This window comes from Sphingopyxis sp., assembly GCF_016463645.1.
In the GTDB taxonomy this organism is placed as follows: Bacteria; Pseudomonadota; Alphaproteobacteria; order Sphingomonadales; family Sphingomonadaceae; genus Sphingopyxis.
In genome coordinates this window covers 1-13,006 of record NZ_JAEMQX010000103.1, presented here as the reverse complement: position 1 = coordinate 13,006, position 13,006 = coordinate 1, and the positions used below count along the sequence as shown (strand labels likewise).

Annotated in this window: 16 protein-coding genes; 10 read left to right on the top strand and 6 right to left on the bottom strand. The window is 65.8% G+C overall.

From position 1 onward, the window contains the following. From JHC57_RS17120 to JHC57_RS17105, 4 genes are all read right to left on the bottom strand, one after another. On the bottom strand, positions 1–235 hold a 235-nt coding region (locus JHC57_RS17120), incomplete at its 3' end, for a 5'/3'-nucleotidase SurE (RefSeq protein ID WP_294031496.1). Positions 236–257: 22 nt separating this feature from the next. Beyond that, on the bottom strand, positions 258–1,538 hold the full coding sequence (serS, locus tag JHC57_RS17115) for a serine--tRNA ligase (protein ID WP_294031495.1): 1,281 nt from the start codon (positions 1,536–1,538) through the stop codon (positions 258–260). Positions 1,539–1,581: 43 nt separating this feature from the next. Continuing rightward, the gene (locus tag JHC57_RS17110) at positions 1,582–2,046 is read right to left on the bottom strand and encodes an SRPBCC family protein (RefSeq protein WP_294031493.1); all 465 of its coding nucleotides are present in this window, start codon (positions 2,044–2,046) and stop codon (positions 1,582–1,584) included. Then, positions 2,043–2,384, bottom strand: a complete 342-nt coding sequence (locus JHC57_RS17105; RefSeq protein WP_294031492.1) for a metalloregulator ArsR/SmtB family transcription factor — start codon at positions 2,382–2,384, stop codon at positions 2,043–2,045. Before JHC57_RS17105 ends, JHC57_RS17110 begins: the two co-directional genes overlap by 4 nt. Positions 2,385–2,541: 157 nt before the next feature. On the opposite strand from JHC57_RS17105, the gene JHC57_RS17100 reads away from it, so the two are divergent. The 3 genes from JHC57_RS17100 to JHC57_RS17090 all read left to right on the top strand — a co-directional run bounded on the left by JHC57_RS17100 (position 2,542) and on the right by JHC57_RS17090 (position 5,092). Beyond that, a complete protein-coding gene (locus JHC57_RS17100; RefSeq protein ID WP_294031490.1) occupies positions 2,542–3,441 on the top strand; it encodes a hypothetical protein in 900 nt (299 codons plus the stop codon). Between the two features lie 713 nt (positions 3,442–4,154). After that, positions 4,155–4,616: an RNA polymerase-binding protein DksA gene (gene dksA / locus JHC57_RS17095; RefSeq protein ID WP_039572520.1), complete on the top strand. Its 462-nt coding sequence runs from the start codon at positions 4,155–4,157 to the stop codon at positions 4,614–4,616. An 86-nt stretch (positions 4,617–4,702) separates the two neighbouring features. Further along, positions 4,703–5,092: a PilZ domain-containing protein gene (locus tag JHC57_RS17090; protein WP_294031487.1), complete on the top strand. Its 390-nt coding sequence runs from the start codon at positions 4,703–4,705 to the stop codon at positions 5,090–5,092. 46 nt (positions 5,093–5,138) lie between these two features. Here the strand turns inward: JHC57_RS17090 and JHC57_RS17085 are convergent, their stop codons facing one another. Then, positions 5,139–5,297 carry a DUF465 domain-containing protein gene (locus JHC57_RS17085; RefSeq protein ID WP_294031485.1) on the bottom strand — a complete coding sequence of 53 codons (159 nt, stop codon included), beginning with the start codon at positions 5,295–5,297 and terminating at the stop codon, positions 5,139–5,141. Between the two features lie 123 nt (positions 5,298–5,420). Here JHC57_RS17085 and JHC57_RS17080 point away from each other — a divergent pair, with 123 nt between their 5' ends. Beyond that, positions 5,421–5,618 (top strand): DUF465 domain-containing protein, encoded by a 198-nt coding sequence (locus tag JHC57_RS17080; protein WP_294031484.1) that lies wholly within the window; start codon positions 5,421–5,423, stop codon positions 5,616–5,618. Between the two features lie 111 nt (positions 5,619–5,729). Continuing rightward, positions 5,730–6,179, top strand: coding sequence for a DUF1465 family protein (locus JHC57_RS17075; protein WP_294031482.1), 450 nt, complete (start codon positions 5,730–5,732; stop codon positions 6,177–6,179). Here the strand turns inward: JHC57_RS17075 and JHC57_RS17070 are convergent. Further along, positions 6,176–7,258, bottom strand: a complete 1,083-nt coding sequence (locus tag JHC57_RS17070; RefSeq protein WP_294031480.1) for a DUF2332 domain-containing protein — start codon at positions 7,256–7,258, stop codon at positions 6,176–6,178. The two genes, JHC57_RS17075 and JHC57_RS17070, sit on opposite strands and share 4 nt — an antisense overlap. A 39-nt stretch (positions 7,259–7,297) precedes the next feature. On the opposite strand from JHC57_RS17070, the gene hisG reads away from it, so the two are divergent. The 5 genes from hisG to JHC57_RS17045 form a co-directional block, all read left to right on the top strand. Further along, entirely contained in the window at positions 7,298–7,954 is a 657-nt protein-coding gene (gene hisG, locus JHC57_RS17065) for an ATP phosphoribosyltransferase (protein ID WP_294031479.1), read from the top strand. After that, complete coding sequence (gene hisD / locus JHC57_RS17060) at positions 7,941–9,239, top strand: histidinol dehydrogenase (protein ID WP_294031477.1); 1,299 nt, start codon at positions 7,941–7,943, stop codon at positions 9,237–9,239. The genes hisG and hisD overlap by 14 nt, the downstream gene beginning before the upstream one ends. Then, positions 9,236–9,682, top strand: coding sequence for a transcription antitermination factor NusB (gene nusB, locus JHC57_RS17055; RefSeq protein ID WP_294031476.1), 447 nt, complete (start codon positions 9,236–9,238; stop codon positions 9,680–9,682). Before hisD ends, nusB begins: the two co-directional genes overlap by 4 nt. Before the next feature lie 113 nt (positions 9,683–9,795). Further along, on the top strand, positions 9,796–10,728 hold the full coding sequence (gene thiL / locus JHC57_RS17050) for a thiamine-phosphate kinase (RefSeq protein WP_294031475.1): 933 nt from the start codon (positions 9,796–9,798) through the stop codon (positions 10,726–10,728). 183 nt (positions 10,729–10,911) lie between these two features. Then, the coding region (locus JHC57_RS17045; RefSeq protein WP_294031473.1) for a sodium-translocating pyrophosphatase at positions 10,912–13,006 on the top strand (2,095 nt) is incomplete at its 3' end.

Genomic DNA, 13,006 nt, shown 5'->3' with positions numbered 1-13,006 from the left:
GCTTGCCGATCGCCATCATCACCGAATCGGTCGGGGTGCCGCTGCACGACCAGCGCCGCTCGCCATGCTGGCGGATGCGCACGGGGCGCGAGAGGGTGAGCGAGTGGCCGGCACCCGACTGTTCCTCGGCGGGAGCGCAGACCCAGATATCGTCCGAAAGCTGGCGGGCGATCGCCTCCAGAACCGCCATGCCGGGGGCGTGATAGCCGTCGTCGTTGGTGAGGAGGATGCGCATACTTGCTCTTTCTGACGACAATCTAGTTGTTCGGCGTCAGCTTCGTGATGCCGCCCATGTACGGCAGCAGCGCCGCCGGGATCGTGACGCTGCCATCCGCCTGCTGGTAATTTTCGAGGATCGCGACGAGCGTCCGGCCCACGGCGAGGCCCGAGCCGTTCAGCGTATGAACGAACTCGTTGCCCTTCACATCCTCACGCCGGAAACGCGTGTTCATGCGGCGCGCCTGAAAGTCGCCGCAGTTCGAGCAGCTCGAAATCTCGCGATAGCTGTCCTGTCCCGGCAGCCAGACTTCGAGGTCGTAGGTCTTGCGTGCCGCGAAACCCATGTCGCCGCTGCACAGCAGCATCTTGCGATACGGCAGTTCGAGCGCCTCGAGGATTTGTTCGGCGGCGCGCGTCTTGCGCTCGAGCTCGGCGTCCGAATCCTCCGGGCGGACGATCGAGACGAGCTCGACCTTCCAGAACTGATGCTGGCGGATATAGCCGCGCGTGTCGCGTCCCGCCGACCCCGCCTCGGAACGGAAGCAGGGGGTGAGCGCGGTCATGCGGACCGGCAGCTCTGCTTCGGGCAGGATTTCCTCGCGCACCGCGTTGGTCAGGCTCATTTCCGATGTCGAGATCAGCCAGCGCCCGTCGGTCGTCTGAAACAAGTCCTCGCGGAACTTCGGAAGCTGCGTCGTGCCATAGGCGGCCTCGTCGCGGACCATCAGCGGCGTCGCGCATTCGGTATAGCCCGCCTCGATCGTCTGCCTGTCAATCATGAACTGGCCGATCGCGCGTTCGAGTCGTGCCATCTGGCCCTTCAGGAAGGCGAAGCGCGCACCCGACATCTTGGCTGCGGTCTCGAAATCGAGACCGAGCGCGGGGGCGAAGTCGGCATGCTCCTGCGGGGCGAAGTCGAACGTCCGGGGCGTGCCCCAGCGCGCGATTTCGACATTGGCTTCCTCATCCTCGCCGTCGGGTACGTCGTCGGCGGGAATGTTGGGGAGCGCGGCGAGAATATCCTGCAACGCGGCGAGTTGCTCGCGCTCGGCGTCTTCCTTGGCGGGAAGCGCGGTCTTGAGGTCGGCGACCTCGGCCTTCAGCGCCTCGGCCTTGTCCTTGTCGCCCTGCGCCATCGCCTGGCCGATCAGCTTCGACGCTTCGTTGCGGCGCGCGAGCGAGCCCTGAATCTCCGTCTGCAGCGCGCGGAGCGACGCGTCGGCCGCCACGATCCGGGCGGAAAGGGGTTCGAGGCCGCGGCGCGCGAGGCCGGCGTCGAATGCTTCGGGATTTTCCCGGATCAGGCGGATATCGTGCATGCGCCGCGCTATGGCGATGGCGCCCGCGCGGCGCAAGCCCGTCTTAGCGTTCCACCAACCCGGCCAGTTGGCCGATTGCGGTGCCCCAGCCTTCCCGGAAGCCCATCTCGTCATGCTTGGCGCTGTCCTCGGGCGTCTTGTGGAGCACGCGCGCCGAATAGAGCGTGCCGCCGTCCTTCGCTTCGAAGGTCAGGATCGCGGTCAGCGCGAGCCATGGTTCGGCCGGTTGCCAGCCTTCGGTGAGGACGGTGGTGAAGACCAGACGTTCGTTCGGGATCGCCTCCAGAAAACAGCCGTCGACATGCGGTTGGAAATCGGTCGCACCTTCCGCGCGCATTCGCGTCACAAAACCGCCGCCGGGCCGCAGGTCGAGTTTGACGACCTCGCATTCGATCGGCGCCGGGATCCACCATCTGGCAAGATTCTCGGGCACGCTCCACGCATTCCAGACCGCCGGCGGGGGCGCGGCGATCAGGCGGGAGATGGTGAGGGTCGTGTCGTTGTTCATGATATTTGCTCCGGGGTTTGGGATTCGACGAAGTCGGCAAGGCGGTCGGTGCGACCATGCCAGATGGCGCGTTGCTGCGAGAGCCAGCCTTCGGCCGCCGCGAGCCGCTCGGCATCGACGCGGCAGGTGCGGACGCGGCCCTGTTTTTCGGTGTGGATCAGGCCTGATCCCTCAAGCACCGACAGATGTTTGAGGAAGGCGGGAAGGCCCATTTCGAAGGGTTCGGACAGCTGCTTCACCGGCGCGGCGCCCTTGAGCAGGCGGCTGACGACCGCGCGGCGCGTCGGGTCGGCGAGCGCGTGGAAAAGCGAATCGAGCGAGGTCTGTTGGTTCACCATATGGCGAACCATATAAATAGTTTCCCATATGGCAAACTGATTCGCACGCGGGCAATAAAAAAGGGCCGCCCGAGGAGGGCAGCCCTCAGTTCGGTGGTCTGGGTTAGCCCCCCGGACCGCCAGTGGATTCGTTCAGGCCGCGTTGGCGTCGTCGTTATTGCGATTCGCTGCGCGGCGGCGCGCGACAAGCGCGGCTGCTGCTGCGCCGAACAATAGCATCATCGGCGGTGCGGGAACAGGGGTCGGATCGCCCGACGAGCTGCCATGGCTGCTGCTGCCGCCCGAGCTCGACGACGAAGAGGAGCTGGAGGACGAACTGCTCGACGAGGACGAAGAGCTGGTGCTGCCGGTCGAACCGAAGCTGCTGCTGCCGCCGGTCGCGCCGCTCGACGTGCTGCTGCTCGACGACGACGAGGAAGAACTGCTCGACGAGGACGAGCTGCTGCTCGAACCGCCGCGCGACGAGCTACCCCAGCCGGAGCTGCCCTTCGACGAACTGCCCCAGCCCGAGCTGCCGTGGCCATGCGAGCTGCCGCCCTTCGACGAGCCGCCCGACGAGGAGGAACTCGACGACGAAGAGGATGATGAGGAAGACGAACTCGACGAGGAACTGCTGCTCGACGACGAGGTGCTGACATTGCCCGACGAGGTCGACACATTTCCCGACGACGTGCTGACATTGCCCGAAGAGGTGGAGACATTGCCCGAAGAGGTGGAGACATTGCCCGACGAGGTGCTGACGCTACCCGTCGAAGTCGAAACCCCGCCGGTTGACGTCGAAACGCTGCCGGTCGAGGTCGATACGCCGCCCGTGGAGGTCGAGACGCTGCCTGTCGACGTCGACACCCCCGATGAGGTGCTGGTCGAGGTCGACACGCCGCCGGTGGTCGTCGAGGTCACGACGATGCTGCCGCTGCTGCCGCCGCCCGAGCTACCGCCGAAGAAGCCGCCGAAGAAACCGCCGCCAAAGCCGCCGCCGAAACCGCCGCCGATCACGGTCACGCCGCCGCCGCTACCGCCGCCGCCTTCCCAGCCGCGCTGCGGGAAGGGCGCGTAGGGGATCGGGGGCAGCGGGATCGTCTGCGTTACCACCTGCGTTTGCGGGGTCGCGGTACGGATGATTTTTTTCGTCGTGACGACGCGGCGCACCCGCTTCACCGGCTTGCGGGCGGCGTAACGCTTGCGAACGACCTTCTTGCCCGCGCAGGGCGAACAGGATTGCACCTGCGCGCGTGCTTTCGGAACGTCGGCGATCTGCATTGCGCCGCTACCGATGATCGCCCCGCCGCAGGTACAGGCGCAAAGCTTGGCAAGGGCCATTCGGACAGACATAGGTTTCTCTTTCTTTCCCGTTGCAGGTGCGAAGCGCCATCGACCGACACCCCCGTGCACCTTCGCTATACCCCGAAAAGGCCAAAGCTTTGTGAACGCGGCAATTGTGTTAACCGCGTTTGCCTGTCCGAGAGCGGGAAAGGGAGTGCGGAATCAACAAAAAACGCCGTATCTGTCCCAAAACAGAACGAATTACGCAACAATTCTATGCAATTGGTTAACTTTCGGACCTGAATCGACCTCCCGTGCCGACCGGTCGGGGGCGGCATCGGGCGGCCGGCAGGATGAGGGAATCGCCCGTGGTTCATCCGCGCTTCACGCCTCGTCGCTATCGCCCGCTTAGGCGCTTGTATCGTCGCCAGCGGCTGGGTATAGGCGCGCCACTCCCGGAGCCGCTTGCAGCGCGACGGGTGACAGGAAAGGACGCGAGAGCCCCTCATGCCGACCAAGATTGCCGACGTTGGCGCAGACGCGCTTCGCGAAGCCAAATCCAATCTCGATTCGGACTATGTCCCCAGCGACGACGAAGAGTTCATGAACGAGCGGCAGCAGGATTATTTCCGCGGCCTGCTCCTCGCCTGGAAAAAGTCGATCCTGTCCGAATCCGAATCGACGCTCGCGCATCTCCAGGACGGGCCGCTACGCGAACCCGACCTCGCCGACCGCGCGTCGAGCGAGACCGACTGGGCGATCGAACTTCGCACCCGCGACCGCCAGCGCAAGCTGATCGCCAAGATCGATTCGGCGATCCGCCGGATCGACGAGGGTGAATATGGCTATTGCGCGGTGACCGGCGAACCGATTTCGCTCGCGCGCCTGCAGGCCCGCCCGATCGCGACGATGACGCTGGAAGCGCAGGAGCGCCACGAACGTAACGAACGGATTTCGCGCGAGGATTGATCGCGGGGCCGTACGGTCCATTTACGATTCTGCAACGGCTGGGCTTTAGATTCCGTGCCTCAACGGCATGAGAAATGGGGCGCGCAATGGATTCTCGACGACCGGCATCCGTGGACGAGGAAGTCGCGGCGCTGTCGCGCAGCGCCGATCGCGACAGCCTGTTCATGCAAGCGAGCCTGATCCTGACCGGCAGCCCCGAGCCCGTCGCCGCGCGCGTGCGCAATCTGTCGCCCGGCGGCATGCTGGCCGAGGCCGGGGTCAGGGTCGCGCAGGGGGCTGCGGTCGAGGTCAATCTGCGCAATGTCGGACCGGTCGCGGGGCGTGTCATCTGGGTCGGCGAAGGCAAGTTCGGGATCGCCTTCGACCGCGCTGTCGATCCGCAGGCGGTTCGTCGTCAGGTGGTTCAGCAGTCCGATCTGCCGCCGCATCTGCGGCGCACGGGCCTCGGGACAGGGCCCCTCTATCGCCGGCGCTGATGCGTCCTTGAACAGGGCGGCATCAGCGGGGCGATAGCGCTGGCGATCAGGCGATCGCGAGCATCTCCTCCTTGAGTTTCAGTTTCTGCTTCTTGAGCTGCGCCAGCACGCCGGTATCGGGGGCGGGACGGCGCTCTTCATTCGCAATTTTCGCATCGAGGTCCGCGTGGCGGGACTTCAGGGTGGAAAGGTGCGACGTGCTCATTGGCATTCTCCTTTTCGACTCGATGGGCAGGGCGAAGTAAAACATGAATCGGCCGGCATGTCGTGGCGATTCGGTCAAATGGTCCCCGTTGCGGACCAGTGGTGAACGTGGCAGGGAAGCTAGGTGAACCCCGAGGAAATCACCCAGCGCCTGGAACTGCTTCGCATCGAGCATCGCGACCTCGATGCGGCGATCATCGCGCTCGGCGAGGGGGCCGCCTCCGACCAGTTGCAACTCGCGCGGCTGAAAAAGCGCAAGCTGCGCCTGCGCGACGAGATCGCCTGGTGCGAGGATCAACTGCTGCCCGATATCATCGCCTGAACCAACGGCCTGAATCAAAACGGGACACCGGCCGCAAATGATGGTTACCGCGATTGCCGGATGGGTACGGAGCGTGGCATCCCGTCCACCATGGTCGGCGGGCGAACGGACATGATGGCAATCGGCGTGCCTGTGCAACGTGCGCAGGTCGAAAATCTCTATGTCGAGGCGATGCTGCTTGCCGACGAGGCGCATGCCGCCTTTGCCGCGCAGCGCGACCTCGGCGCCGTTCGCCGCGACGCCGCCGCGCAGATCGGGCTGGCCTGCGAGTCGCTGAAGACGACGACGCGGTTGATGCATGTCATCGCCTGGCTGCTCCACCGCCGCGCGATGTTCGCCGGGGATCCGGGCGCGATGCGCGACGACAGTGCGGCGCGGATCGGCGAACCGGTCGCTGCCGACTGGGACATTTGCTCAGGTTTCGATGAACCGGTCCGCCGGATCATTGCGGCGAGCGAACGCCTGTTCGAGCGGATATCGATGCTGGAAACGGGGTGGGAGGCGCCGGCCGCCGTCGCTCCGGTGCAGCAATTGCTCGCCCGGCTCGAAGCGCGGCTCTAGCGCGCCAGCCACTCGATCCACGCGCCGTGCGCGTGTGCGTGCGCCAGCTTTTGCGGCGCTTCGCCGTCCGGCCAATAGCGCAGCACCAGTTCATGGTGGTGCACCGTGCGGTTCGCCTCGAGCGCGATCCACGCGAGCGGGCGATCGGCGGTTGCCCGCGCGCCGGCTTCCTCCATCGCTGCGGTGACGCGCGCCTGCTGGTCGGCGGGGACATATTGCCAGACGATCGAATGCATCAGCACGCGCGTCGTGTTCGCGGCTTGCGGCTTTGCAAGCTCGGTCTCGGCGAATTCGGCGGCATCGGCGCGGACGAGCCTGGGCTTCGCCTTGTGCGCCTCGGCAATCGCTGCCTCCATGCGCGCAAAGCGGATCGCATGTTCGGGCCAGATATAGGCCTTGAGCCGCAGCGCCTGTACGGGGTCGGTGAGGTCGACCGGCGCGACGTCGCAGCCCTTGAGGCCGGTGATTTCGATGGCATGCTGCGGCGGGTGATTGCCGCGCCATTCGGGAGCGAAGGCGATGGCGCCCGGCTGCGGCCCGACGTGCACGGCGCCGAGGTCGTAATGATAGCGGTCGATCATCAGGTTGATCCCCGCGCTCGACCCGATTTCGAGGCATTCGAAGCGTGGCGGCAAGCCCCGGTCGGCGAGCCATAGCATGGCGGCGATGAAGTTCGACGAGCGCCCGGCCTCGTTGGTCTGCGGCGGGCCGTCGAGCCACGGAAGCAGCGCCGCCTCGTGCCGCCGGACGACTCCGGCGATGATGGCGCCGTCGTTGATATCCTCGGCATCGGCGTAGATGGGCGCGAGTTCGTGCGCCGCGCCCGACAGGTGAAGCGCGTGAATGCCGCCTGCGGCGCGCAGCGGCAGCGCGTCGGCGAGCGGGGCGCCCTGCCAGCTCGCGATCCGGCGCGCGAATTCGCTTTCGGGCTTGTCGAGCAGCGATCCCAGCGCGGCGACGACGCGTGCGGTGACCCGCGCGTCATTATGGCGGCAATAGGCGACCTGGTTGGCGAAAGCGGTGCGGACGGCCTTCGGGCCGGTTTCGGCCATGTCGATGAAGTCGTAGCGCTCGCTCATTGCCCTTTTTCCTCTCGCCGCTTATGGGCGCGCAAGCTTATGCCCGAACCGATCATCTTCGCCATCCCGAAAGGGCGCATCCTCGACGAGGCGCTCCCCCTGCTTGCGCGCGTCGGGGTAGAGCCTTCGGATGAGTTTTTCGACAAGAAAAGCAGGGCGTTAGTTTTTGGGACAAACCAGCCGCATATCTCGCTGATCCGCGTGCGCGCGTTCGACGTCGCGACCTTCGTCGCGCACGGCGCAGCGCAGCTCGGTATCGTCGGATCGGACGTCGTCGACGAGTTCGATTATTCGGAGCTTTACGCGCCCGTCGACCTCGGCATCGGCCATTGCCGCCTGTCGCTCGCGGGTCCCGAGGGCAGCGCGCCGCCGGGGCTGGGCGAAAGCCATATTCGCGTCGCGACCAAATATCCCGGCACGACGCGCCGCTGGTTCGAGGCGCAGGGTATCCAGGCCGAATGCATCAAGCTCAATGGCGCGATGGAGATCGCGCCGAAGCTCGGGCTTGCGTCGCATATCGTCGATCTGGTTTCGACCGGGCGCACGCTGGTCGAAAATGCGCTCGCCGAACAGAAGGTCATCAGCGAGGTGTCGGCGCGGCTGATCGTCAACCGCGCCGCGTTCAAGCTGCGTTCGGCCGAGGTGCCGGCGCTGGTCGAGAAGTTTCGGCAGGCGGTCGGCGATGCGGCGGCTTGACGCTTCCGACCTTGGCTTCGCGGCCGAGTTCGACGCGCTGGTCAATGATCGGCGCGAAAGCGCGTCTGACGTATCGGTCGACGTCGCGGCGATCATCGCGCAGGTGAAGGCCGAGGGCGACGCCGCGCTCGCCGAATATACCGCCAGGTTCGACCGCTTCGATCTCGATGCGAGCGGGTGGAGCGTTTCGAAGGCCGAATGTGCCGCCGCCTATGAGGCGCTCGCGCCCGGGTTGCGCGATGCGCTGAACCTCGCGGCGGAACGCATCCGCGCCTATCACGCAGCGCAGCTTCCGGAGGACCGTGACTATCGCGATGCCGCGGGGGCACGGCTCGGCGCGCGCTGGCGCGGTGTCGATGCGGCGGGCGTCTATGTGCCGGGCGGACGCGCGGCCTATCCGTCGTCGGTGCTGATGAATATCCTTCCCGCGAAGGTCGCGGGGGTCGGGCGCATCGTGATGATGACCCCGACGCCGGGGGGCGAGATCAATCCGGTCGTGATGGCGGCCGCACATATCGGCGGGGTCGACGAAATCTGGCGCGTCGGCGGCGCGCAGGCGATCGCGGCGCTTGCCTATGGCACGAACCGCATCGCGCCGGTCGATGTCGTCACCGGCCCCGGCAACGCCTGGGTCGCCGAGGCGAAGCGCCAGCTCTACGGCGTCGTCGGCATCGACATGGTTGCAGGGCCGAGCGAGATCGTCGTCGTCGCCGATGCGCGGAACGAGCCACATGTGATCGCCGCGGATCTGCTGAGCCAGGCCGAGCATGACCCGACAAGCCAGTCGATCCTCTTCACCGACGACGGCGATTTCGCCGATGCGGTCACGGCAGCGGTCGCACATGTGATCCCGACGCTCAGCACCGCGACGACGATGCGGGCGAGCTGGGCAGGCAATGGCGCGGTGATCGTCGTCCCGACGCTCGCCGATGCGATCCCGCTGTGCGACCGGCTCGCGCCCGAACATCTCGAACTCGCGGTCGATCCGGCCGAAGCCGACGCGCTGTTCGCCAAGGTGCGGCATGCGGGCTCGGTCTTTCTCGGTCGCCAGACGCCGGAGGCTATAGGAGACTATGTCGCCGGTCCGAACCATGTCCTTCCCACCGGACGCCGCGCCCGCTTTTCGAGCGGGCTGTCGGTCACCGACTTCATGAAGCGCACCAGCTTTCTCGCGCTCGACGAGGCGAGCCTTGCCGCGATCGGCCCGGCCGCGGTCGCGCTTGCCGGCGCCGAAGGACTTCCCGCGCACGCGCTCAGCGTCGCCAACAGATTGAAACAGAAATGAACAAACGCGCCCAATCCCGCTCCGCCGCCCGCCTCGCCGCCGTGCAGGCGCTTTATCAGCATGAGATGGAGGCGACGCCGGTTACCAAGCTGATCCATGAATTTCACATGCACCGCATCGGCGCGACGATCGAGGACGCCGAATATGCCGACGCCGACACCGCCTTCTTCGACGATATCGTCAAGGGCACGCTTGTACGTTCGGAAGAGATCGACGCGGCGATCGTCGCGCGGCTCGCGAGCGGCTGGACGATGGACCGGCTCGACCGCACGATGAAGGCGATCCTGCGTGCCGGCGTCTACGAGCTGATCGCGCGCGGCGACGTGCCGGTCGGCGCGGTGGTCAGCGAATATGTCGATGTCGCGAAGGCTTTTTTCGATACGCGCGAGGCGGGTTTCGCGAACGGCTTGCTCGACGCGATCGGCAAGGATGTGCGGAAGTAGCAACCAAACGGTCTGGAACCCGTTTGCCCTGAGCGTGTCGAGGGGTGCTTCTGTCTTGCCATGACAACAAGGAGCGGTTCTTCGACAAGCTCGGGACGAGCGGAGGTTGTGGTTTGAGCGAAGCCGATTTTATCGCCCGCCTGCGCGCCATCGCGACCGACCCCGCCGCGCGCGGCCTTGCCGACGATGCTGCGGTGCTGGGCGACCTTGTCCTCACGCACGACATGATCGTCGAGGGTATCCATTTCCTTCCCGACGAACGACCGCAGGATGTCGCGTGGAAGCTGGTTGCGGTGAACCTCTCGGATCTCGCCGCCAAAGGAGCAGCCCCGCTCGGCGTACTCGTCGGTTACAGCCTGACCGGCGACGAGCTCTGGGATGCGGCCTTCATTCGCGGTCTTGGCGAGGTGCTGCGCCGTTACGAGGTGCCGCTGCTCGGCGGCGACACGGTGGGCGTTCCCGTGGGTGCGCCGCGGACCTTCGGGCTGACCGCCGTCGGAAAAGCGCCCGTGACGGGTGCGCCCGCGCGAAGCGGGGTGCGGCCGGGCGACCAGATCTGGGTGACAGGGACGATCGGCAATGCCGGGCTCGGCCTTGCAATGCGGCTGGGGCAGGAGGACGCGAACGAGACCTGCCTCGCCGCCTATAACCGGCCCGAACCGCAGTTGGCCTTCGGACAGGCGGTGGCAAACCATGTCCATGCGATGATGGATGTCTCCGACGGCCTGTTCATCGACGCGCAGCGGATGGCGGAGGCGAGCGGGTGTGAAATCGGCCTCATGCTCGAATCGATTCCCTTGTCGGCTGCGCTGCTTGCGGTGCGGCCCGACGTGCTCGATACGAGGCTCGCGGCGGCGAGCGCCGGCGACGACTACCAGCTTTTGTTCGCCGCCGATCCCGGTGTGGCCGGGGCGATCCGCGAGATCGCGGCGCGGCTGAATGTGGCGGTGACCCCGCTCGGTCATGCCGGGGTGGGTGAGGGAATCATGCTCACCCACCGGGCGCAGCGCATTGCGCCGCCCGAGCGCCTCGGTTTCATGCACTGATCTGAAAGCACGGAAAAGTGCCGAATAACCGGGCTTGCCCTTGGCATTCTTTCTTCCCATAACCTCGGCGTCCAAATTTGGGGCGGTCGCATCAGGGGAGAGAGCGAACCGGCATCAATAAGTCGGACGTGCTCGACTGCTATCTTCTGCGTCGCCCTTCTCATGGGGAAGGAATAGTCACGCATGAATCCGGTTTTGATCGCGATAGCGTGCGGCCTGGTCGCCGTGCTCTATGGATTTATTACCTCGCGGCAGGTGCTCAGCGCCTCCGCCGGTAATGAAAAGATGCAAGAAATCGCCGCCGCCATTCAGGAAGGCGCCAAGGCCTATCTCGGCCGCCAATATCGTACCATCGCCATCGTCGGCGTCGTTGTCGCCATTCTGGTCGGGCTGTTTCTCGGTCCGATCTCGGCGACCGGCTTCGTGATCGGCGCCGTCCTCTCGGGCGTTGCCGGTTTCGTCGGCATGAACATCTCGGTGAAGGCGAATGTTCGCACGGCGGCTGCGGCGCAGACCGGGCTTCAGGCGGGACTGACCATGGCGTTTCGCGCTGGCGCGATCACCGGCATGCTCGTGGCGGGCCTCGCGCTCCTCGCGATCTCGGTCTTCTTCTGGTATCTCGTCGGCCCCGGCGGTTTCACCGTCGGCGGTGAGGACCGAACCGTCGTTGACGCGCTTGTCGCATTGGCCTTCGGCGCCTCGCTGATCTCGATCTTCGCGCGCCTCGGCGGCGGCATCTTCACCAAGGCCGCCGACGTCGGCGCCGACCTCGTCGGCAAGGTCGAGGCCGGAATCCCCGAAGACGATCCGCGCAACCCTGCCGTGATCGCCGATAACGTCGGCGACAATGTCGGCGACTGCGCCGGCATGGCGGCCGACCTTTTCGAAACCTATGTCGTCACCGTCGGCGCCACCATGGTGCTGATCGCGCTGCTGCTGAAGGGCGCGGGCGATATGCTGGTGCCGTTGATGACCCTGCCGCTGCTGATGGGCGGCGTGTGCATCATCACCTCGATCATCGGCACCTATTTCGTCCGCCTCGGTTCGTCGACCAACGTCATGGGCGCGATGTACAAGGGCTTCCTCGTCACGGCGGTCCTGTCGATCCCCGCAATCTGGTTCTCGACCAGCTATGCGCTGGGCGGCGACATGAACAGCAACATCACGGGCACCGAATTCAACGGCAGCGACCTTTTCTATTGCTCGCTGCTCGGTCTCGTCATCACCGGGCTGATCATCTGGATCACCGAATATTACACCGGCACCAACTATCGTCCGGTGCGCAGCATCGCCAAGGCTTCGGAAACGGGCCACGGCACCAACGTCATCCAGGGCCTCGCCATCAGCCTTGAATCGACCGCGCTGCCGACGCTCGTCATCTGCGTCGGCATCATCGTCGCCTATCAGACTGCCGGCATCATCGGCATCGCTTTCGGCGCCACCGCGATGCTCGCGCTTGCGGGCATGGTCGTCGCGCTCGATGCCTATGGCCCGGTCACCGACAATGCCGGCGGCATCGCCGAAATGGCGGGACTCGACGACAGCGTGCGTGAAAAGACGGACCTGCTCGACGCCGTGGGCAACACGACCAAGGCGGTGACCAAGGGCTATGCCATCGGTTCGGCGGGTCTCGCGGCGCTGGTGCTATTCGGCACCTACACCGCCGACATCGCCGAATATTCGGCAAAGCTTGGCATCGACGCGCCGCTGACCTTCTCGCTGTCGTCGCCCTACGTCATCGTCGGGCTGCTGCTCGGCGCGCTCCTGCCGTACCTGTTCGGTGCGATGGGCATGACCGCGGTCGGCCGCGCAGCGGGCGACGTGGTGAAGGACGTCCGCGACCAGTTCGCGAACAACAAGGGCATCATGGACGGCACCAGCCGACCCGACTACGCCCGCACCGTCGACCTCGTCACCAAGGCGGCGATCAAGGAAATGATCGTTCCGTCGCTGCTGCCGGTGCTCGCGCCGATCGTCGTCTATTTCGTGATCCGCGCGGTGGCCGGCCCGGCCGCGGCACTGGAGGCGCTGGGCGCGCTCCTGCTCGGCGTGATCGTCGGCGGGCTGTTCGTCGCCATCTCGATGACCTCGGGCGGCGGCGCATGGGACAATGCCAAGAAATATATCGAGGACGGCAACCATGGCGGCAAGGGCAGCGAAGCCCATAAGGCTGCGGTGACCGGCGACACCGTCGGCGATCCGTACAAGGATACCGCGGGTCCTGCGGTCAACCCGATGATCAAGATCACCAATATCGTGGCGATCCTGCTCCTCGCGG